This window comes from Arthrobacter sp. zg-Y1110 (assembly GCF_025244865.1).
GTDB lineage: Bacteria > Actinomycetota > Actinomycetes > Actinomycetales > Micrococcaceae > Arthrobacter_B.
Genome location: NZ_CP104272.1, coordinates 712,855 through 732,888 on the forward strand (window position 1 = coordinate 712,855; position 20,034 = coordinate 732,888).

8 protein-coding genes and 1 pseudogene are annotated in these 20,034 nt (G+C 58.9%); 8 read left to right on the forward strand and 1 reads right to left on the reverse strand.

From position 1 onward, the window contains the following. The first annotated feature begins 174 nt into the window (after positions 1 to 174). The 5 genes from N2K99_RS03380 to N2K99_RS03400 all read left to right on the forward strand — a co-directional run bounded on the left by N2K99_RS03380 (position 175) and on the right by N2K99_RS03400 (position 13,901). Positions 175 to 2,523: a UvrD-helicase domain-containing protein gene (locus N2K99_RS03380; RefSeq protein ID WP_227933869.1), complete on the forward strand. Its 2,349-nt coding sequence runs from the start codon at positions 175 to 177 to the stop codon at positions 2,521 to 2,523. Positions 2,524 to 2,549: 26 nt separating this feature from the next. After that, the gene (locus N2K99_RS03385) at positions 2,550 to 5,663 is read left to right on the forward strand and encodes a DUF3427 domain-containing protein (protein ID WP_257793685.1); all 3,114 of its coding nucleotides are present in this window, start codon (positions 2,550 to 2,552) and stop codon (positions 5,661 to 5,663) included. 359 nt (positions 5,664 to 6,022) lie between these two features. Then, positions 6,023 to 8,935: an SNF2-related protein gene (locus tag N2K99_RS03390; protein WP_227933871.1), complete on the forward strand. Its 2,913-nt coding sequence runs from the start codon at positions 6,023 to 6,025 to the stop codon at positions 8,933 to 8,935. Between the two features lie 56 nt (positions 8,936 to 8,991). Next, positions 8,992 to 10,917, forward strand: a complete 1,926-nt coding sequence (locus tag N2K99_RS03395; protein ID WP_227933872.1) for a site-specific DNA-methyltransferase — start codon at positions 8,992 to 8,994, stop codon at positions 10,915 to 10,917. Then, the gene (locus tag N2K99_RS03400; RefSeq protein ID WP_227933873.1) at positions 10,905 to 13,901 is read left to right on the forward strand and encodes a DEAD/DEAH box helicase family protein; all 2,997 of its coding nucleotides are present in this window, start codon (positions 10,905 to 10,907) and stop codon (positions 13,899 to 13,901) included. The genes N2K99_RS03395 and N2K99_RS03400 overlap by 13 nt, the downstream gene beginning before the upstream one ends. A gap of 217 nt (positions 13,902 to 14,118) precedes the next feature. On the opposite strand, the gene N2K99_RS03405 is transcribed toward N2K99_RS03400, so the two are convergent. Beyond that, on the reverse strand, positions 14,119 to 16,221 hold the full coding sequence (locus N2K99_RS03405) for a DUF262 domain-containing protein (protein ID WP_227933874.1): 2,103 nt from the start codon (positions 16,219 to 16,221) through the stop codon (positions 14,119 to 14,121). A gap of 461 nt (positions 16,222 to 16,682) precedes the next feature. On the opposite strand from N2K99_RS03405, the gene N2K99_RS03410 reads away from it, so the two are divergent. From N2K99_RS03410 to N2K99_RS19040, 3 genes and pseudogenes are all read left to right on the forward strand, one after another. Beyond that, positions 16,683 to 17,945, forward strand: a complete 1,263-nt coding sequence (locus N2K99_RS03410; RefSeq protein WP_227933875.1) for an arginine deiminase — start codon at positions 16,683 to 16,685, stop codon at positions 17,943 to 17,945. 307 nt (positions 17,946 to 18,252) lie between these two features. Further along, positions 18,253 to 19,701 (forward strand): basic amino acid/polyamine antiporter, encoded by a 1,449-nt coding sequence (locus N2K99_RS03415; protein WP_227933876.1) that lies wholly within the window; start codon positions 18,253 to 18,255, stop codon positions 19,699 to 19,701. Between the two features lie 170 nt (positions 19,702 to 19,871). Continuing rightward, positions 19,872 to 19,934 (forward strand): annotated as a pseudogene (locus N2K99_RS19040) (hypothetical protein); the annotation flags it as partial. Between the last annotated feature and the right edge of the window lie 100 nt (positions 19,935 to 20,034).

Genomic DNA, 20,034 nt, shown 5'->3' on the forward strand with positions numbered 1-20,034 from the left:
GTAACTTGACACGTTGCGTTTATAAGAACACGAATCCCGGCTTCAGCAGGCCGCGAGTAGCGATTGGATTCATCAGCTACCGCGCGGCTGTCAAAAACTGTCACCGCCTACCGATAACCTGAGCCGTGAGAGGCAGTCCTCATAGGTGAGGACCGCATATTGGTTGGGGAAGCTATGTCAATAGAGTCGTTGGATCCGCGCCTGAACACGGCAGATGAAATCGTCATGGAGCAGGACTATTTCGATCTCGCCGCAGCGTATCGGGAGGAATCGGTAGCAGGTCGCGGGGTCAGAGACTGGTCGGCAGGAACGGCCGCCGAACGCCGGGCGTTTGCCCGTTCCTTCGCGAACCAGACGGACATCGACCTGGGCGAGAACGTCGCTTTCGGCCGGATGGATTGTGAAGACGGCGAGGTGTATTACGTCGGCAAGCATCCCATCTTCGATTCCGACAAGAACCTTTTAGTGATTAACTGGCAATCTCCGGCAGCGGCCGCTTACAACCAGGCGACGGCGCATGATTCGCAAGGACTGCTACGTAAACGCTCCTTTGATGCGGAGCGAAACCGGATCAAGACGTTTCAGGACACAGTTTTCAAAGAGCTCGCCCAGGCGGTTGCCGAACTTGAGCACTGGCAGGCTCCCGATGACAACCTATTGATCGCCGCCCTGTCCGAGAAACGTAATGGCCAGATGGCGGATATCGTCCGTACCATTCAGGCGGCGCAGGACAAGATTGTCCGGATGGACAAAGACCGCCTTTTGATCGTTCAGGGCGGCCCTGGCACGGGAAAGACGGCTGTTGCTTTGCACCGTGTCTCGTGGTTGCTCTTCAACTATCAGGACGATCTCAGGCCGGGTGACGTGTTGGTGATCGGTCCCAACCCCACCTTCACTCGGTATATTAGACGAGTCCTGCCGGACCTGGGCGATAACGACGTCGTGCAGCAGGCCCTTCCCGAGATGCTCGCTCCCGGGACCGAGGTCCGAGCGATAGAAAGCCCCAATGTAGCGGCGTTGAAGGGCTCTGCTCTCATGGCGGATATCATTGCCACCGGTTTGGTTGACCGAATCCGGGAACCGAAGGCGCCGGTGCGGATTCAGCAACGCTCCAGCGGACGGTTTATCTCTGTTCCTCCGGAAGAAGTTGTTGACCATATCCGGGCCCTTAAGGGTGAGATATATCTGGAAGGCCGCGCGAAGTTTAAGTCGTCACTGATAGAGCTGGCACAGGCTGAACATCTACGGCACGCCTTCGCGCCTTTCAGGGATCCCAATCTTCTTGACCCTAAGAGTCTGGACTCTGCGGTCAATCAAATCTGGCCGCAGCTCAACCCCCAACAGTTCGTCCGTGAGCTCCTCGGGTCCAAGGAACGCTTGTTGCGAGCTTCAACCGGCACCGACCTGCGTGCCTCAGACATCGAGCTGCTGTACCGTCCAATGGCCTCGAATATTGCCGATGAGCCCTGGACAGTCGCAGATCTGGCTCTCATCGATGAAGCGGCAGAGGGCCTCAGAGGGGAACCCGACCTATTTGGCCACATCGTAGTCGACGAGGCACAGGATCTCTCGGAGATGGAACTTATGGCGATCCGGCGCCGGTCCCGACACGGGTCGATGACCGTCGTTGGCGACATCGCCCAATCCACCGGTCCAAGCGCAATGGAGAACTGGGACCGGGTCAAAGAAATGCTTGTTTCGAGCCTGCCCTGCAGCCTCGAGGAGCTGGAACACGGCTACCGAGTTCCCCGAGAAGTCTTTGCCCTTGCCACGCCAGTCCTCGCCGTGGCGGCACCGCATGTCACGCCTCCTCTGGTGACCAGGTCCGCCAACGCGAAGCCGGAGTTCTCGGAAGTCGACGAGGACGATCTCGCAAGCGAGGTGGCCGACATCGTGGTTCACCACAGTGGACGCGGCCGGTTTGTCGGTGTCATCGCCGTCCCCGAGCTCTGGGACGACATCCGGGCTGCGTTCCGATCCGAAGAGATTCAATGGAGCGAATCAACGTCCGGCGGGTTGAGCAATGCCATCAACCTGGTGACGCCGGAAGCATCCAAGGGACTTGAGTTCGACGCCGTCATTGTGGTGGACCCACAGCGGATTGTGGACAAGCCCCACGGAGAACGCCTCCTGTATATAGCTCTGACGAGAACGACCACCCGTTTGGACGTCGTGTACCCCCTCGGCTCGCTTCCTTCCATTATTGGTGGAGGTTCACCCAACCCTGCGGATACGAACCAGGACACCGCGTTTTCAAACGATGGTGGCTTGGCTCCGGCCGCGTTGCCTGAGCCGGTTTCTTCGGTGCATGAAGTGGGCTCTTCATCAGAAGCACAGGGTTCCACCGCACCCGTAGCGACTCTGCTCGCAAATCCCATGGATGAACCTCTCGACGACTTCGATCGCCAAATGGTTGACGTCGTCGTACAGAACATCATCAACAGGATGCTGTCCAAGGTGGCGGAGCCACTCCAACGGGCCGTTGTCCAGGAGTTGAACCGGTTGGTTGGGGAACAGAAATGATGCGGTCCGTCAACCCCGGCGAACGCATGCCGGAAGGTCTCTACGAGCTTCTCAACACGAATAATCTCCGACAGGCATTGGCTGGACAGTCCGGGGTGAAAGCTGTCCTCGAGCCCGTCCCGGACTCACTGTCCTCGGAAGCGTTGTCCGCTCACATCGCACGCAGGGTCCGGCAGTCTCTGGACCAAGCCAGCCCCGAAGACCGGGTCGCATTGGCCAACTCGTTGCTTAGCCGCCTCGGTGCAGACAGGCTGGAGCCAGGACCTCAACAGCTGACCTCCCTGTTCGCGGAGGAAGGCCTCCGACGTCGCCAGCTCCGCCGTCCCTCAACACCGCTCAGCCAGCCTGCACTGTTGACGAACGGTAAGGACGACCCCAACCTTGCCGCCGAAATCCGCACGGAAATGGGGTCAGCGGACACGGTGGACATGCTGTGCGCTTTCATCCGCTGGACCGGGCTTCGGCTGCTTGAACCAGCTCTGGCCGAGCTGCGGGACCGTGGCGTGAAGCTGAGGGTCCTCACCAGCACCTACATGGGTGCCACGGAACGCCGGGCCATTGATGAACTCGCCGTGAAGTACGGCGCGGAGATCAAGATCAATTACGAAACGCATGCCACCCGGCTGCATGCCAAGGCATGGCTCTTCCGGCGGAACACGGGTTTTGATACAGCCTATGTGGGCAGCTCGAACCTCAGCGCCCCGGCCATGCTCGACGGACTGGAATGGAACGTCCGGCTCTCAGCGGTCGGCACACCAGAGTTGCTGCAAAAATTTGAGCTCACTTTCGATAGCTACTGGGAGCAGTCGGCTTTTCAGACGTACGACCCTGTGCGGGACGGCGATAAACTCGACGCCGCTCTGGCCCGAAACGGCGGTAAATCCACGTCACGCCCGGCTGCAGCTACCGGCTTGGAACTTCAGCCGTTCGTCCACCAGCAGGAGATGCTGGAAGAGCTGGACGCCGCTCGGGAAGTCCATGGATACCACCGCAACCTCCTTGTGGCAGCAACAGGCACCGGGAAAACGGTTATCGCCGCACTCGATTACAAGCGGCTCTGCGAGGCAGCAGGGAGGCCTTTGTCGCTTCTTTTCGTGGCGCATCGGAAAGAGATCCTGGAACAGTCGCTGCATACCTACCGTGACGTGATGCAGAGCGGATCCTTTGGTGAATTGTTCGTCGGTGATCACCGCCCAACGGCGTGGAGGCAGGTGTTCGCCAGCGTCCAGTCCCTCGCTGCCTACGGCATCGATAAGCTCGCCCCGGACGCGTTCGACGTCGTCGTCATTGACGAGTTTCATCACGCCCAGGCGCCGACGTATAGGCGGCTGATCGACCACCTGCGTCCTCAGGAGCTGCTGGGCCTGACAGCTACCCCGGAGCGAGGCGACGGCGTCAACGTTGCCGAGCAGTTCTTCGGCGGCCGCATCGCCAGTGAACTGCGACTGTGGGATGCGCTGGATGCCGACCTGCTCGTGCCCTTCCACTACTTCGGAGTCTCCGATGATGTGGATCTTTCGCAGATTGAATGGAAACGCGGAAACTACGACGTCGGCCAGCTGAGCAGTCTCTATACGGGCAACGATGCGCGTGCTGCAAAAGTCATCAAGGAACTGCGGGACAAGGTCACTTCTACAGAGCAGATGCGCGCACTGGGCTTCTGCGTTTCGGTTCAACATGCGGAATACATGGCTGCGGTCTTCAACCGAGCCGGGATTGCTTCCATCGCCGTCTCAGGGAACACCCCGGAGGATGAACGGGCAGATGCGCTGAGACGGCTCCGTACACGAGAACTGAACTGCATCTTTGCGGTCGACCTCTTCAACGAGGGACTGGACCTGCCTGAAGTCGACACCATCATGCTGCTTCGTCCGACGCAGAGTTCAACCGTTTTCCTACAGCAGCTCGGCCGCGGCTTGCGCCGAGCAAAGGACAAAGCGGTCCTCACCGTGCTGGACTACATCGGGCAACAGCATCGCGAGTTCCGTTTTGAGACCAAACTCCGGGCACTTACCGGGTTGGGACGCAAAACGCTCGCAAAGGCTGTGGAGGATGAATTCCCCTATCTTCCGTCCGGCTCGCAGATTGTGCTGGACAGGGTGGCGCAGAAGATTATCCTCGACAACATTCGTACCCAGCTCCGATTCAACAGGCGCCAGCTCGTCGCAGATGTGCAGTCCCATGGAGAGCTTAGACTCGAGGACTTCCTGCGTGAATCGGGGCTCAGCCTGGAAGATATCTACCGGAAGACCGGCGAATCATGGACGGCGCTGCTCCGGGACGCGGGTCTCATCGACCTGGTCTATGGCCCGGATGCCGTCATTGCGGGAAAATCCGCCCTGTCCGTGGCAGAGGAGGCTATTCTCCTTCGGCGCATGACGACGTTCCTATGCGTCGACGATCTAGAACGGGCCGAAACCTATGCCCGTCTCGTTTCCGATGACTCTCCACGTTATGACCAGTTGAGCAACCGGGAGCAGACGCTGGCCCGGATGCTGTTTTTCGCCCTGTGGCCGGAAGGCGGCGGTTTCTCGGATTATGACGCCGGACTGGATTTCGTGCGCTCACTTCCGCCCGTTGTTTCGGAAATCCAGCAGCTCATGGAATTAGGTATCCAGCGGTCCCGCTACGCGCCCAAAGGCTTGGGCCGTGGCCTCCAGCACGTCCCGCTGTACTCCCACGCAACCTACCGGCGCGAGGAAGTCCTCGCTGCTTTGGGTTACCTTTCGTTGGAAGGACGCCGGGCGCGACACCGGGAGGGTGTTGCTTGGTGTGAGAACACAAAGACTGACGCCTTCTTCGTCACGCTCGAAAAGGATGCCAAGGACAGGGCGGCGTCGATCATGTATAAGGACTATGCGATGAGTCCTGAGGTGTTCCACTGGGAATCCCAGAACGCGACGGCTCCCGGAAGTCCAACCGGTCGGCGGTATCTGGACCACAAGAAGGCAGGCAGCCAGGTGCTGTTGTTCACCCGCCCTCGTGAAAACGACGACTCGGGTTTGACCATGGCCTACACCTGCCTGGGGCAAATGGACTATATGTCGCACACGGGATCAAAGCCGATCGCTATCACGTGGAAGCTGCACCGGCCAATGCCTGGCGACGTCTATGTCGACGCTAGCGCTGTTGCACTTTGAAGCGGGGTGACCGAGCCGCTTACCGGCGCCGGCAGCAGAGCATCATGCGTCGGGTACACAACGCAGCCAGCGTGATTCTCGCGGCCGGCGAGCGATAAAATGGCGAGGATGGGTGCCACCGTCCGGCGGAATCCAATGGCCGTGAGTATCCCGTCGCGGCGCGGCGTCCCAGCAGTGTCAGAGGGCGTCGGTAGCCTTGGAGACGTCCCGGTCTACCTGCTTTGAGCAGGAAATATTGCCCCACCGTGGGTATGGAGGAGCAACACAAGAATGAGATCCATCGCGGCAGTGTTAAATCGTTCCTGTGCCCAGGTGCCCTCGGTTGGTTGGACGCCGCCGGTCCGCGTCAAGGTTGCCAAATGAAGCCCAGCATCAGCGATTATCAGGCAAAGTACTATGCCCACGAGCTGCAGCGGAGCTACGCGAATGACCACGTTGGCAAGCTGGCCGGGCTGCTATTTGACGCTCAGGTAGAACCGAAACCACATCAAATAGATGCAGCATTGTTTGCGCTGCAGACGCCGTTCCTGCCGGGAGTGATTCTGGCCGATGAGGTGGGCCTCGGAAAGACGATTGAGGCAGGCATCGTCATCTCGCAGTACTGGGCAGAACGTCGGCGAAGCATCCTGATTGTTGCTCCGTCGAGCCTTCGGCAACAGTGGCAGCAGGAGCTTTATGAGAAGTTCCTTATCCCGTCGACCATCCTCGAACCCAAATCCAAGGATGAGCTCCTTAAGCAAGCGGGTTCCCGTTCAGCGCAAGTTTTGATCTGCTCCTATGAATTTGCGCTGCGGAATGAGTTATCGCTGCTGAAATCGTGGGACCTTGTAGTCGCTGACGAAGCGCACCGATTGCGCAATCACTGGACGGGTAAGACAAAAGCAGCCGAGGCCGTCGCTCATATCGTTAAGGGCGCGCGCAAAACGGTCCTGCTGACGGCAACGCCTCTGCAGAACAAGCTCGAGGAACTCTACGGCCTGGTCTCCATCTTCGACCCCTCCTACTTCTACTCGCTCGAGGCGTTCCGTGAGCGGTACATCAAGAACCGTGAGATGACCGGTGATAATGATTTGGTCGAACGCGTGGCGGCGATCTCGAAGCGAACGCTTCGTCGGGATGCGGACAAGTACATTCACTTCACTAAGCGGATGCCGCTCACGGTGGAGTTCACCCCGTCGCCGGATGAGGCTCGGTTGTATGACCTGGTGAACGATTATCTGCAGCGTGGGCAGTTGTTCGCGTTCGCTGATAGCCAGCGTCATCTTTCCGCCTTGATCATTCGTAAGCGCCTGGGATCCTCGACCTACGCTGTCGCAAGCACGTTGGAGAACATTGCTAATCGTCTGGCAGACGAGGTAGCCGCCGGGCAGCGGCGGGATGGCAGGGGCGGCCTTTTTACTGCGGAGTTCATAGCGGACGACGAACTCACTGGCGAGGTGCTCGAAGAAGCCGAAGAAGTCGGCGGTGCAACAGCCGATGGACAGCACGGCGTAGTGCAGCCGGCTGTTTATCTGGACGAAGACACACTCACGGCCATGAAAGCGGAGGTTGCGGAGTTGCGTGACTACGCTGCCCTCGCCCGCTCGATCACGGAGAACCAGAAGGCAGTCAAGCTCGCCGAAGCCCTCGACCGGGGCTTTGAACGGTTGCGCGAGCTGGGAGCGCCTGAGAAAGCAATCATCTTCACCGACTCGACGAAGACGCAGGAATACATCGCCCGGACTCTGACCGGCATGGGACGCGGCGAAGGATTGGTGCTGTTTAACGGGTCGAACAACTCGCCGGAGCAAACCGCCATTTATCAGGAATGGCTCAAAAAAAATAAGGACGGGGAAGTGGCTACGGGGATTGTCGCCGTCGATCGGCGCAAGGCACTCGTGGAGTATTTCCGTGACCAGGGCAAGATCATGATCGCCACTGAAGCTGCAGCCGAGGGCATCAATCTGCAGTTTTGCTCGATGCTAGTTAACTATGACCTGCCCTGGAACCCGCAGCGCGTGGAGCAGCGCATCGGCCGCGTGCACCGTTTTGGGCAAAAGCACAACGTCGTGGTCGTCAACTTCTCGAATAAGGGCAACGTTGCTGAGCAACGAATTCTGGAATTGCTGACGGACAAGTTCAAGCTGTTCTCGAGCGTGTTCGGTGCTAGCGACGAAGTACTCGGTGCGATCGAGGACGGACTGGATTTCGAGAAGCGGATCAGCGATATCCTCACCAACTGCAAGACGGCCGGCGAATTGGACTCCGCTTTCAAGGAGCTGGAGGGACAGTATGCCACTGAGATTTCGAGTGAGATGGAGAAGGCGAAGGCAAAGGTCTTCGATAACCTGGATCCGCACGTTCAGGATCGACTCAAAGCCTACGACGCCCAGTCAGGAGAGGTGCTTAATAAGTTCGAACGCCTCCTGCTCGCGGTCACCCGCCATGAGCTGGCGGAACAGGCCAGTTTCGAGGGCGACGGCGGCACCTTCGTCCTCCACACAGCACCGATTGTCGAAACTTCCACGGGGCGGTACTTCTTCAAATCGAAGCCGCAGGACAACGCGTACCAGTACAGGTATGCGAGTCCGTTGGCGCAACATGTTCTCGGAACCGCGAAGAGCCACGCCACCCCGGCTCGAGAGCTGACGTTATCGCTCAGCCAGTCAGCGCGCGCTAGTAACTCGGTAAAGGAACTCGCAGGCGCTAGCGGGGAACTGACCGTCGACCTCCTGACGTTCACGATGAGGGCCCGGGACGAGGATATCGCCGAATCGTATGTACTCGCCGGTGGCCTCACTGACGACGGACAATGGCTCGATGAGGAATACGTTGCTGACATTCTTGACCTCAGTTGCACTGAGGTTGGCGATGTGGAGGTGCGGATCGAACAGGGGAAATTCGAGCCGCAACTGGCGGTGCGCCGCACTGAGTTAGAACGCGAGGTACGGGGCCGTAACTCGCGGTACTACGACCAGCAGGAAGAGCTGATCTACCGTAACCAACAAGACCGCAAGGCAGAGCACGAGGGCAAAATCCGCGAGTACCGCGCGATGGAGAAGGATGCTCGCAAACGTGCGCGCCAGGCCGACGACCCAATGGAACAGCTCCGGCTCAAGAAGGAAGCCCGCAAGTGGGAGCAACGCGCTGAGGAAGCTGATGAGGAATTTCGTGGAGTCCTTAAACAGCTACGTGCTGAGGCAAACAAGTACCTCGAACTGATCGAACAGTCCCTTCAAGGTACGCAGACCACGGAGCATCTCTTCACGATTCGCTGGCGTATTGATGCCTGAGCCAACCCTGTATAAGACCGACCAAACTTACACTAGCCAGGAAAGAAAGTAATCACATGACGGACGACGTCCACGAAATACCCTCGACAACACCAAATTTTCAGACCGAGCTTGCGGAGCAGCTCGCCGATCTGATTCCGGAAGCCATTGCCGACGGCAAGGTCGACGTCGAGAAGCTCAAGGAACTGCTCGACGGCGATGCTGCCGATAGTAACGAGCGTTTCGGTCTGTTCTGGCCCGGGAAGAAGAGTGCCCTGCGGGCGGCACAGGACCCAACGACCGCGACGCTTCGGCCTGACTTCGAGAACTCGAAGGACTGGGACACCACTAAGAACGTCTTCATCGAAGGTGACAACCTCGAAGTATTGAAGATCCTGCAGAAGCACTATCACGCGAAGATCAATATGATCTACATCGATCCTCCGTACAACACGGGTAAGGACTTCGTCTACCCGGACAACTTTAAGGAGGGTCTCGACACCTATCTGGAGTGGACGCGCCAGGTCAACGACGAAGGTAAAAAACTCTCCACCAATGCCGAGACCGAGGGTCGCTACCATTCCAACTGGCTCAACATGATGTACCCACGTCTGAAGCTTGCGCGCAACCTGCTGGCCGACGACGGTCTTATTTTCATTTCTATTGACGATATGGAAGTCGATAACCTGAAGAAGCTCTGTAATGAGGTATTCGGAGAGTCGAACTACGTTGCACTTGCGCCCCGCAAGACTGGTGCTGGCGCCGCTGCTACGCGATCAGAGGCAGCGATGCGTAAACTAAACGATTATGTATTGATTTACTCGCGCTCATCGCAGACCGTGCTTCAAAGAAAGCTTGTTGGGGAGAAGGAATATCCCCTGCATGATAAATGGGGAAAGTATCGACTGGGCCAATTTCAGGCGAGTGGTTCGGATGCCACCCGCAAAGCGCGTCCAAATATGTGGTTCCCTATTTATGTTGCAACTGACGGGTCACTTTCAACAACTGAGCCTCGCTCCACCGCCAAGATCCTTTTGCCTAAGGAAGTCAACGGTGAGGAAGGTCGTTGGTTGTGGACTCGCGAAAAGTTTGAAGCGGATCAAGAACGATTCATTCACTATGACGGAAATATTTTGGCTAGAAAGATCTATTTTGATGCGGCTGACGACCAGAGCATCTATCAAGTGGAAAAAGCTTGGTTCGAGGGATTCACTAATGCATCAGGCTCGAAGGAAGTCGCGGATCTCTTTGGGCAAAAGAAGATCTTCGATCATCCTAAACCGGTCGGTCTAATTAGGCACTTGCTATCCCTGCACCCGTCAAAGGATTTGGTCATTCTTGACTTTTTTGCCGGATCGGGAACAACAGCTCAGGCTGTGATTGAGCAGAACTTGGCCGATGGGGGATCCCGTAAATGGATTTCAGTTCAGCTTCCGGAGCCTGTGCCCGAAGGGTCTGTTGCGGACAACGCTGGATATGCCACGATCTCTGAGGTTTCTCGTCGGCGAATCGCGCTAGTTAGGGAACGAGCTGTGCACGATGCTAACTCCCGCCTGAACAATGCGGATGAACCCACTCTGGATCTGGGATTCAGGTCCTACCGTCTCGATGACACATGTTTTTCGAAGTGGCGGTTGTCGAGTGATGTTGAGCCGGATGCTTTTGAGCAGCGTTTGTTGGAGTGGCGTGACAGCAACAGCTCGGATGGGGCGTCGGCGGATGATTTGCTGACGGAGTTGTTGTTGAAGCAGGGCTACTCGCTGACGGAAGAGATTGGTCTGGTGGAGATTGCCGGGCTGGAGCTGCGGTCTGTGGCGGGAGGCCTGGTTTTGGCGTATCTGGATGAGCAGGTGAAGCCGTCGTTGGAGCAGCTTCGGGCGGTTGTGGAGGCTGATCCGCAGCGTCTGATTGTGTTGGAGGACGTGTTCCAGGGTGATGATGAGTTGAAGACGAATCTGGCGCAGTTGTGCAAGGGCCGGGGAGTTGACCTGTGGACGGCGTAGCACGCGGGGCAGGGTTCCAGTTTGACGCGAGCCAGCCGTATCAGCTTGAGGCTATTGCGTCGGTGGTTGACCTCTTTGACGGGCAGCCGCAGGACGCGCAGAAACTGGTGACAACGCTGCGCGGTGCAGCAGTGCTGGCTGACGATGACCAGTCAGCCCTGGAGATTGATCTCATGCAAGAGGTAGGGGCTGTTGGCAACAGCCTGGTGCTCGATCGTGACCTGATCCTGGCGAATTTGCAGCGGGTGCAGGACCGCAACGGTCTGGAAGTCGTCTCTAAGCTCTTCGACGAGGATTCCCTTGATTTCGATATCGAGATGGAGACCGGTACGGGTAAGACGTACGTGTATCTGCGTACGATTTTTGAGCTGGCGGTGAAGTATAACTTCACGAAGTTCGTGATTCTGGTGCCCAGTGTCGCTATCCGCGAGGGTGTGAATACGAGTATCCGGTTGATGCGTTCCCATTTTGAGAACCTGTATAGGCAGTACGGGGTTAACTTCGTTTCCTCTGTTTACAGCGGCAAGACGGCTGAAGAGGTGCAGTCATTTGCGACGTCGACCAATGTGCAGATCCTGGTCATGACCATTGACTCGATCCGCGGCAATGCCAATACCCGGATTATTCATCAGGCCCGGGACAAGCTGAACGGGTTGCGTCCGCTGGATTATTTGAAGGCGACGCGACCTGTGGTGATCATGGATGAGCCGCAGAACATGGAGTCGCTGCTCTCCCAGTCGGCGGTGGGTGAACTCGATCCGGTGTTTACGTTGCGGTATAGCGCCACGCACGCGAAGCAGCGCAATGTGGTTTACCGGTTGGATCCGGTGGATGCTCACGATCTGGGTTTGGTGAAGCAGATCGTGGTTGCGGACGTGCAGCAGCAGGGCGCGGACGCATCCCCTTATATCAAGTTGGTGGAGGTCAGGCGGGAGCCGTCCTGGACGGCCCGACTGGAACTGTCGGTTCGCACGGCTGACGGTACCGTTGCCCGCCGGATTGTGAACGTGAAGCAGCATCAGGAACTCTCTGATGCCCGCCTGACGAACAACCCTGTCTACGAGGGGTGGCGAATCAATGAGATGAGCATTGACCCGGCCTGTGTTGACTTGACCCAGCATGGATTCCTTTACGAGGGGGAGAGCCTTGGCGCGTCGACCGGGGCGATTTATAAGGAGATGATCCGCGAGACGATCCGTGAGCACCTGCGCAAAGCTGTGCTGCTCCGAGGCCGTGGGATCAAGGTGCTCAGCCTGTTCTTCGTGGACAAAGTTGCCAGCTACCTTGGCGACGGTATGACCAACGATGACGCGGACGGGGACTTCGCCCGCTGGTTCGACGAGGTGTTCATCGAAGAGCGGGCCAAGTCCGCCCGCTACCAGGAGTTGCTGCCGCAGGATCCGAGGGAGCTTCGCCGGGCGTACTTCTCCCAGATCAAACGCGGTAAGAAGACCGCGTTCCAAGACTCTTCGGGTGCGACCAAAGCTGATGATGATGCCTATGAGCTGATCATGAAGGACAAGGAACGCCTGCTGGACGAGAATGAACCGGGCCGGTTCATTTTCAGCCATTCGGCCCTGCGCGAGGGCTGGGACAACCCGAATGTCTTCCAGATCTGCACCCTGCGGGAGATGGGCGCCGAGACGGAACGCCGCCAGACATTGGGCCGCGGCCTCCGCCTGCCCGTGGCGGAAACCAAGACGGGTTACCAGCGTGTTGATGAGCGAGGAATAGCGACCCTCACAGTGGTCGCGAACGAGTCGTATAAGAAATTCGCTGACAGCCTGCAGAAGGAGTATAAGGATGCAGGCGTCGATATCGGACGCGTGCGCAGGGCTGAGTTCGCCAAGATCCTACTCCGGGACGAGGACGGGGTGATGACCGATGACCGGTTCGGTTTCCAGCGCTCGGCCCAGGTCTGGGAGCACCTGAAAGGCAAGGGGTTCATTGACCAGGCTGGCGCGGTCACCTCGGCGTTCCAGCCGGACACGCTGGGCTTCAGCCTTCACCTGCCCGAGGAGTACTCGATTTTTGAGGATGAGGTTACTGATCTCATCAGGCGCGCGCACATCGGTAAGTACGTCCGTCCGGCAAGTAAGCGCCGGGCACGAAAGCTCAACAAAGCGTTGTATTCGACCCCGGAGTTTGAGGAGTTTTGGGAAGCAATCAGCGGCCGGACCACCTACCGTGTCAGCGTAGGCCGGGACGAGCTCCTGAAGAACTCGATCAAAGCTATTCAGGACGCGCCGCCGATCGATCCTTTGCGCATCCATGTCACGCGGGCGGGGGTGCGGGTGCTGCGCGGTGGTGCCAAGGGTGAGGAACTCGGCAGCCGGGATGCGGACCTTCGGGGAAGCTATGATCTGCCCGACATCATCACGGAACTGCAGGAGGCCACCTCCCTGACCCGCAGAACCATCATCGATATTTTGGTGGGCAGCGGACGTCTGTCCGAGTTCATCACGAATCCGAATGATTTTATTTCCATGGCCAAGCGGGTGCTGCAGGGCGAGCTGGCGAAGATCGTGGTTGAGGGTATCCAGTACGAGAAGATCGCCGGTTCCGTGTATGAGCTGCGTGAGTTGCAGAAGGACGGAGAGGAAGAGAAGGAACGTTTCCTTGACCAGATGTACCAGGTGCAGGAAACAGGGAAGACGGACTTTGATTATGTGGTGTTCGATTCCGATGTCGAGCGCAGGTTCGCCGAACTTTTGGACTCGCGTGAGGACATCAAGCTGTTTATGAAGCTGCCCTCGAAGTTCAAGATCGATACTCCGGTGGGCCCGTACAACCCTGACTGGGCGATCATCAAGCAGGAGGGCGGTCAGGACAGGGTTTATATGATCCGGGAGACGAAGAGTACGAGTGATGATTCGAGGCTACGTCCGTCGGAGGTAGCGAAAATCAAGTCCGCGAAGGCGCATTTCGCGGCGCTTGGTGGCGTGGATTACTCCCGTTCCGTACCCGCGGCCTGGAACATCTAGCGTTTCCAACCGCCGGCCGTCCGTGCCCTAATCCGCAAGTCACGGATTAGGGCACGGACCACTCCTCCTTGTGTGGACGGGGTGGTCCGTGCCCGCTTCGCTAACGACCGGTTCCTGTGCTGTCTGCCGTCGCAGTATCCGCCCTGTGCAGGCCACTCTAAATCACAGCCTTTATGGCGTTATTGGTACGTCACCACTCGCTGTGGTGTCGAGGCATCTATAGCGCCCCGGCCATCAGGGACTGTATCGCGACTTGTTCTCCTTCGGGATTCTCGACCTGCCAAAACTCAGCACCGGGCACATTGTCTGCACCCGCGTGGTGGGCCGCCGCGTTCAAAGTTGCAAATTCATGACCGTCGATGACAACTACTCCGTCATCGGTTACCTCGGCTCGCATTCTGATGGAATCGTCGACCGGGCTGAGGAGATCACCAGATGAGAGGACCCCTGCTTCCATCAGCTCCGCGATGTCCCTCTCAGCGTGAGTAGCTGACGACCTTGCCGTCAGAGGGATAACAGCTGGAGCCTCTGACTGCCCCCACCTGAGGCGTTCATATCCCGCCCTAGTCACCTGAGCTAGGAGGATACGCCGTTCGTAAAGGAACTCCTCGTAGTCCATACCTTCCCAGCCATCAGGGAGGGCGTGCCAGAACATCTGTTGCCGCAACGACTCTTCATCGAAGCCACGTTCCCTAACCAGTGCGGGCCAATAGTCAGCAGGTTCACGATCGGATATTAGGTTGTTCGTGCTCCAATCCGTGGGCGCAAAGTTGGCGACCTGGTTGATTTTTTTCAGATCTCGGATACCGACGACGTTTTCAAGGTATTTTCGGGGATTCAGATGGTGTCCCTCGGTCCCTTTGGTCGCTGGCAGGGCAGGATCCATCCACTGCTGAACTTTGTTATTGAGCATAAACATGTCCGCATCGAGGATGTTCAGGGCGGCCAGATATGCCTGATAAGAAGGGGAAAGGGCTGACGACGACGAGATCAACGAATCGGGCATCCGCAGCGTCCAAAAGTCCTCGGATAGTTCGGCATCTATGACTGTTTCAAGTGTTGAGACAAAACTGCCTGCCTCGTTGCCGCTGATAGCGGTTAACCTATCCAAGTCCTTCTGTAGCTGAGTTTCCGCGCTTCCGGTGTAACGTCCAGATAGCTGGGACATGAAGAGCCAGCGGGCCATGAGGTTACGCAGAGTTGTAATATCCACGCCGAAACGTGTGCGCCCCATAATCCAGAGAGCATAACTGGACAGAATGTTCATGTCCGAGGTGACCATTTTTCGTGACTTGAAACCGGCTACGGCCAGGCACCGGATGAACTCGGTCCAATGGAGTTCCTTCAGTACCAACGGCAGTGCCGCTTTGAGCTTGGCTAACTCGATCTCCTGCCGATCCGGTACAACGAATCCGGTGCTACGGTCCTTGGCTTGAAGGGCGTTATAGGCGTCGCCGAGCTTCGCCCGGTTCTGACCGACAGCCACTAGTACTCTCACTAGTTGCCCTGCGTCGACGGCAAGATAGTTGTTGATTGGAGTCCACGAAACGGGACGCTCGGCAATCTCGCTCGCACGCTGGGGCGTCAGGCGTGAATCCCGGGCGAACCGCTCCAATAGCTCTCTGCCCTCGGGCCAGAAAACACTGAGCCAGGTTAGAATGAAATCGGAGGCTTTGAGGCTGACTCCTTCTGAGTTGATCCTCACAAAGATATCCGCGACTACCTTCTTATCTGCGTCCGGTTGTATTTCAACCACAGTGAATTCATAGTTGCGCAGGCTATCCAGCCGGCCAAGGCGCTCTTCGATGAGCTCTTCCATGTCCTCGGTTAGTTCACCACGAGCTTCCTCATAACGTTTTTTGAATGATCGGCGGGTCTTATATGTATTTCCGAAAAACTCCGACACGTTGCTGATCCAGTCCACAGACTTTTCAATCGCAGTGTTAGTAACTTCAAACTTTTCCGTGAGCGGGTTGAAGGCAATCGACATACGCCTGGAATTATAATCTGCGTCCCTCACCATCGCACCCTTGAAGACCGCGTACAAGCTGGTTAACCGCTGCTGCCCGTCAATGATCTGGTGGCTTCCTATCCGGCCCGTGGCCCCGGAGATTGTTCTTGAAGAGTCCTCCTGCGACACGTTCCAGAACATTAATTCACCCACTGGATAGCCGCGATACATGGAATCGAGCAGATCACGGATTTTCGACTTGGGCCATACGAACGGTCTCTGCAGATCAGGCAACTGCACAACGCCTGACTCGACGCTGTCGACCAGCCCCTGAACTTTCCATCCGACGGGTTTGAATACGGTACTCATAATAGGACTCCTCAGGTGGGGATATTCAGATTGCCAAACGGTCGAATCTCAGTGCTCGGACCTTCAGCAGACTGCCCACGGCATGTTTGAAGGGTATTCGTGTTCTAGAGGCGTTTCGTCAATTGTATTGCCATGATCTCCGGGGGCTAACGAGGGCATTCAAAGTCCGAGAATCTGACCAAGGACTGACAGTGTGCAGCTCTTGCGCGTCACAGCTTCGCTCCACATTATCCTCGTAATAAGGCATTCCATCACTGACCCGGAGGAGCGGCACTAGTACCTTGATTCCTTCCGCTCTGGCGAGACGTGCAGGCCGTTTGATGGTTAGGACCCAGCAGCTCTACTGCTGCTCGCGTTCAGCTGGTAGGTGCGAGTGGCCGGGTCCGAACCTCCTCGTCGATTCGGACCCGGAGCACCATTCTGCGAGGATGCTGGTAAGCCTGCTGATAAAGGAGTTCCCCATGCCTTCCCCCGCCCCCACCTCGCCCGCCGCCGCCTACGGGGTGCACTCGGAGGTCGGCAAACTGCGCAAGGTCCTGGTCTGCGCACCGGGCCTGGCCCACGAACGGCTGACCCCCACCAACCGGGAAGACCTGCTCTTCGACGACGTGATGTGGGTGGAAAACGCCCAGCGCGACCACGCGGACTTCGTCACCAAGATGGAAAACCACGGCGTGGACGTCGTCGAACTGCACGACCTGCTGGGCCAGACCATGGACCTGCCCGAGGCACGGACCTGGCTGCTGGACCGGAAAATCATCGCCAACCGGGTCGGGCTGGGGCTGGTGTCCGGCACCCGGGCCTTCCTGGATTCGCTGACCGGCGCGGACCTGGCGCGCTACCTCATCGGCGGGCTCGCGACGTCGGACCTCCCCGCCGACTACCGCACCGATTACATCGCGCTGGCCCGGGAATCCTCGGGCCGGCCCGAGTACCTGCTGCCGCCGCTGCCCAACACGCTCTACACCCGGGACACCACCTGCTGGGTCGGCGCAGGCCTGACGCTGAACCCCCTGTACTGGCCGGCACGCCACGACGAGACCCTGCTGATGCAGGCCATCTACAAGTTCCATCCGGAGTACGCGGCGTCCACCGTGTGGTGGGGCGACGGGGAACAGGACTGGGGCCAGGCCTACCTGGAAGGCGGGGACGTGATGCCGGTGGGGAACGGCACCGTGCTGATCGGCATGGGGGAGCGCACCTCCCGCCAGGCCATCACCCAGCTGGCGCAGTCGCTGTTCGCCGCCGAGGCCGCGGAACGGATCGTCGTCGCCGGCATGCCCAAGCTGCGCGCCGCCATGCATCTGGACACCGTGTTCACCTTCGCCGACCGGGACCTGGCCACCATCCATCCGGCCATTGTGGACGGCATCCACGCCTTCACCATCCACCCCTCGGACCGCAGCCCCGGCCTGGAGGTGCGGGACCACCGCGACCGCCGGTTCGTGGATGTGGTGGCCGAATCCATGGGCTACAAAAAGCTGCGCCTGGTGGAGACCGCCGGCGACTACTCCGCCTCCGAACGCCAGCAGTGGGACAGCGCGAACAACGCCGTCGCCCTGGAACCGGGCGTGGTGTTCACCTATGACCGCAACACCCAGACCAACGCGGCACTGCGGAACGCCGGCGTCGAGGTCATCCCCATTGTCGGCGCCGAACTCGGCCGCGGCCGCGGCGGCGGGCACTGCATGACCTGCCCGATCATCCGGGATCCCCTCGACTGACAACGACGACGGCTGGCGGCGGCTGGCACTTGACCGCGGCCGCGTCCGACACCGGAATTCCGGTCACGGCGTCAAGTTGGACATACGTGAGCGCACCATCTCTGACGGGTACACGTGTTTCCACTGCAGGGACCCCTTCGGCAACTGGCTCGAGGTGCTGGCCGCCGATTCGGACCCCGCCGTCTCCCTCTGAGAGGATTGTGGTGAGCCGCTGACGGAGGAGCCTCCGCAGGAAGCGGTCCGTCCCTCCACAGATGTCTAAGCGGTGTTGCCTCAGTGGCCGCCACATCCGATTGGAAAAAGAACCGTGTCTAATGCGCCTGCTTCAGGGGACAAAGCCCCAGCGGCCAAACTCTCCCTGCTGACCCTCACCACTGTGGTGATCGGGTCCATGGTCGGGGCGGGGGTGTTTTCCCTGCCCCAGCGCTTCGCCGAGGAAACCGGGGTGTGGGGTGCGTTGGTCGCCTGGCTGATTGCGGGTTCCGGCATGCTGATGCTGGCTTTCGTGTTCCAGCGGCTGTCCATGCGCAAACCAGACCTTGATGCGGGGGTCTTCGCCTACGCCAAGGCCGGCTTCGGAAATTACGTGGGGTTCTTCTCCGCAGCGGGTTACTGGGCCAGCGCCTGTGTTGGAAACGTCACCTACTGGGTGCTCACCATGTCCACGCTGGGAGCCCTGTTTCCGCAGCTGGGCGCAGGGGACACCCTCCTCGCCGTCGTGCTGTCCTCGGCCGGTCTGTGGGGATTCTTCTTCCTGATCAGGCGCGGCATCAAGGAAGCCACGGCCATTAACCGGATAGTCACGATCGCCAAGGTTGTTCCCATCCTGGTCTTTGTGCTGTTTGCTGTCTTTCTGTTCGACCCCGCCGTCTTCGCAGGAAACCTTAACGGGGCGGACTATACGGGGCCGCTGTTCGAGCAGGTCAGCAACACGATGCTGGTGACGGTGTTCGTGTTCCTGGGTGTTGAAGGTGCCAGCGTGTATTCGCGCCATGCCCGACGGCGGGAGGACGTTGGCAGGGCAACCATCCTCGGCTTCCTGAGCGTCTTTGCCATCTTTGCCTCGGTCACGATCGTCTCCTACGGGGTCCTGCCGATGGAACAGCTCGCCGAGCTGCGCCAACCATCCATGGCAGGCGTCCTGGAAGCGGGGGTAGGGACTTGGGGGCTGGTGTTCGTCAGCGCAGGCCTGATTATCTCGGTGATGGGGGCTTACCTGGCCTGGAGCCTGATGTCAGCGGAGGTTCTGTACGTGGCCGCCAGGGAGAAGGACATGCCGCGGTTTCTGTCCCAGGTCAGTGAGGACGATGTCCCGGTCAACGCCCTGCTGCTGAGCACACTGCTCAGCCAGCTGGTAATGGTCATCACCTACTTCTCCGAGGACGCCTTCGACTTCGCACTGGACATGACCGCGGTCCTGACGTTGTTTTCCCTCCTTTTCGCGGCCCTCTACGCCCTCAAGCTCGGTTGGAGCGGGGAAACGTATGAAGGAGCCCCGAGCCGCACCCGGCGGGGCGACCTGGTCATTGCCGTCATTGCCACCATCTATTCAGTGTTCCTGGTCTATGCCGCCGGGCTGCCCCTGGTGCTGCTTTCGATGATCTTCTACGCCCCCGCCACCGTCCTGTTCGTGATTGCCCGCCGTGAACAAGGGCAGCGCGTGTTCCGGGGAGGGGAGCTAATCCTTTTCCTTATTACATTGGCCGGAGCCGTTGCAGGCGTGCTCGCCCTGGCCCGGGGGTGGATAGAGCTCTGAGCTAGCGGACTCGCGGGCTGGCCACACCATGAGGGCTGAGAACGCCCAGCGCTCCCGCGCCAGCGTCGACGTCGTCGAACTCCCTGTCTTCTTGCCAGACCACGGAGTGCCCCGAGGTCCAGACCTGGCTGCTGGACCGCAAGATCATCGCCAACCGCGTGGGGCTGGGCATGGGGGAGCGGACCTCCCGGCAGGCCATCACCCAGCTCGCGCAGGCCCTCTTCCAGGACGAAGCCGCCGAACGCATTGTCGTCGCCGGGATGCCCAAGCTGCGCGCCGCCATACACCTGGAGGCGGGGCGAGCGGCACCGGTTCTGCACCCTCCGCGCCGCG

Excerpts from the sequence above, each read along its gene's own strand:
- N2K99_RS03380 (WP_227933869.1), top strand. The coding sequence starts at position 175 with ATGTCAATAGAGTCGTTGGATCCGCGCCTGAACACGGCAGATGAAATC.
- N2K99_RS03385 (WP_257793685.1), top strand. The coding sequence starts at position 2,550 with ATGCCGGAAGGTCTCTACGAGCTTCTCAACACGAATAATCTCCGACAG.
- N2K99_RS03390 (WP_227933871.1), top strand. The coding sequence starts at position 6,023 with ATGAAGCCCAGCATCAGCGATTATCAGGCAAAGTACTATGCCCACGAG.
- N2K99_RS03395 (WP_227933872.1), top strand. The coding sequence starts at position 8,992 with ATGACGGACGACGTCCACGAAATACCCTCGACAACACCAAATTTTCAG.
- N2K99_RS03405 (WP_227933874.1), bottom strand. The coding sequence starts at position 16,221 with ATGAGTACCGTATTCAAACCCGTCGGATGGAAAGTTCAGGGGCTGGTC.
- N2K99_RS03410 (WP_227933875.1), top strand. The coding sequence starts at position 16,683 with ATGCCTTCCCCCGCCCCCACCTCGCCCGCCGCCGCCTACGGGGTGCAC.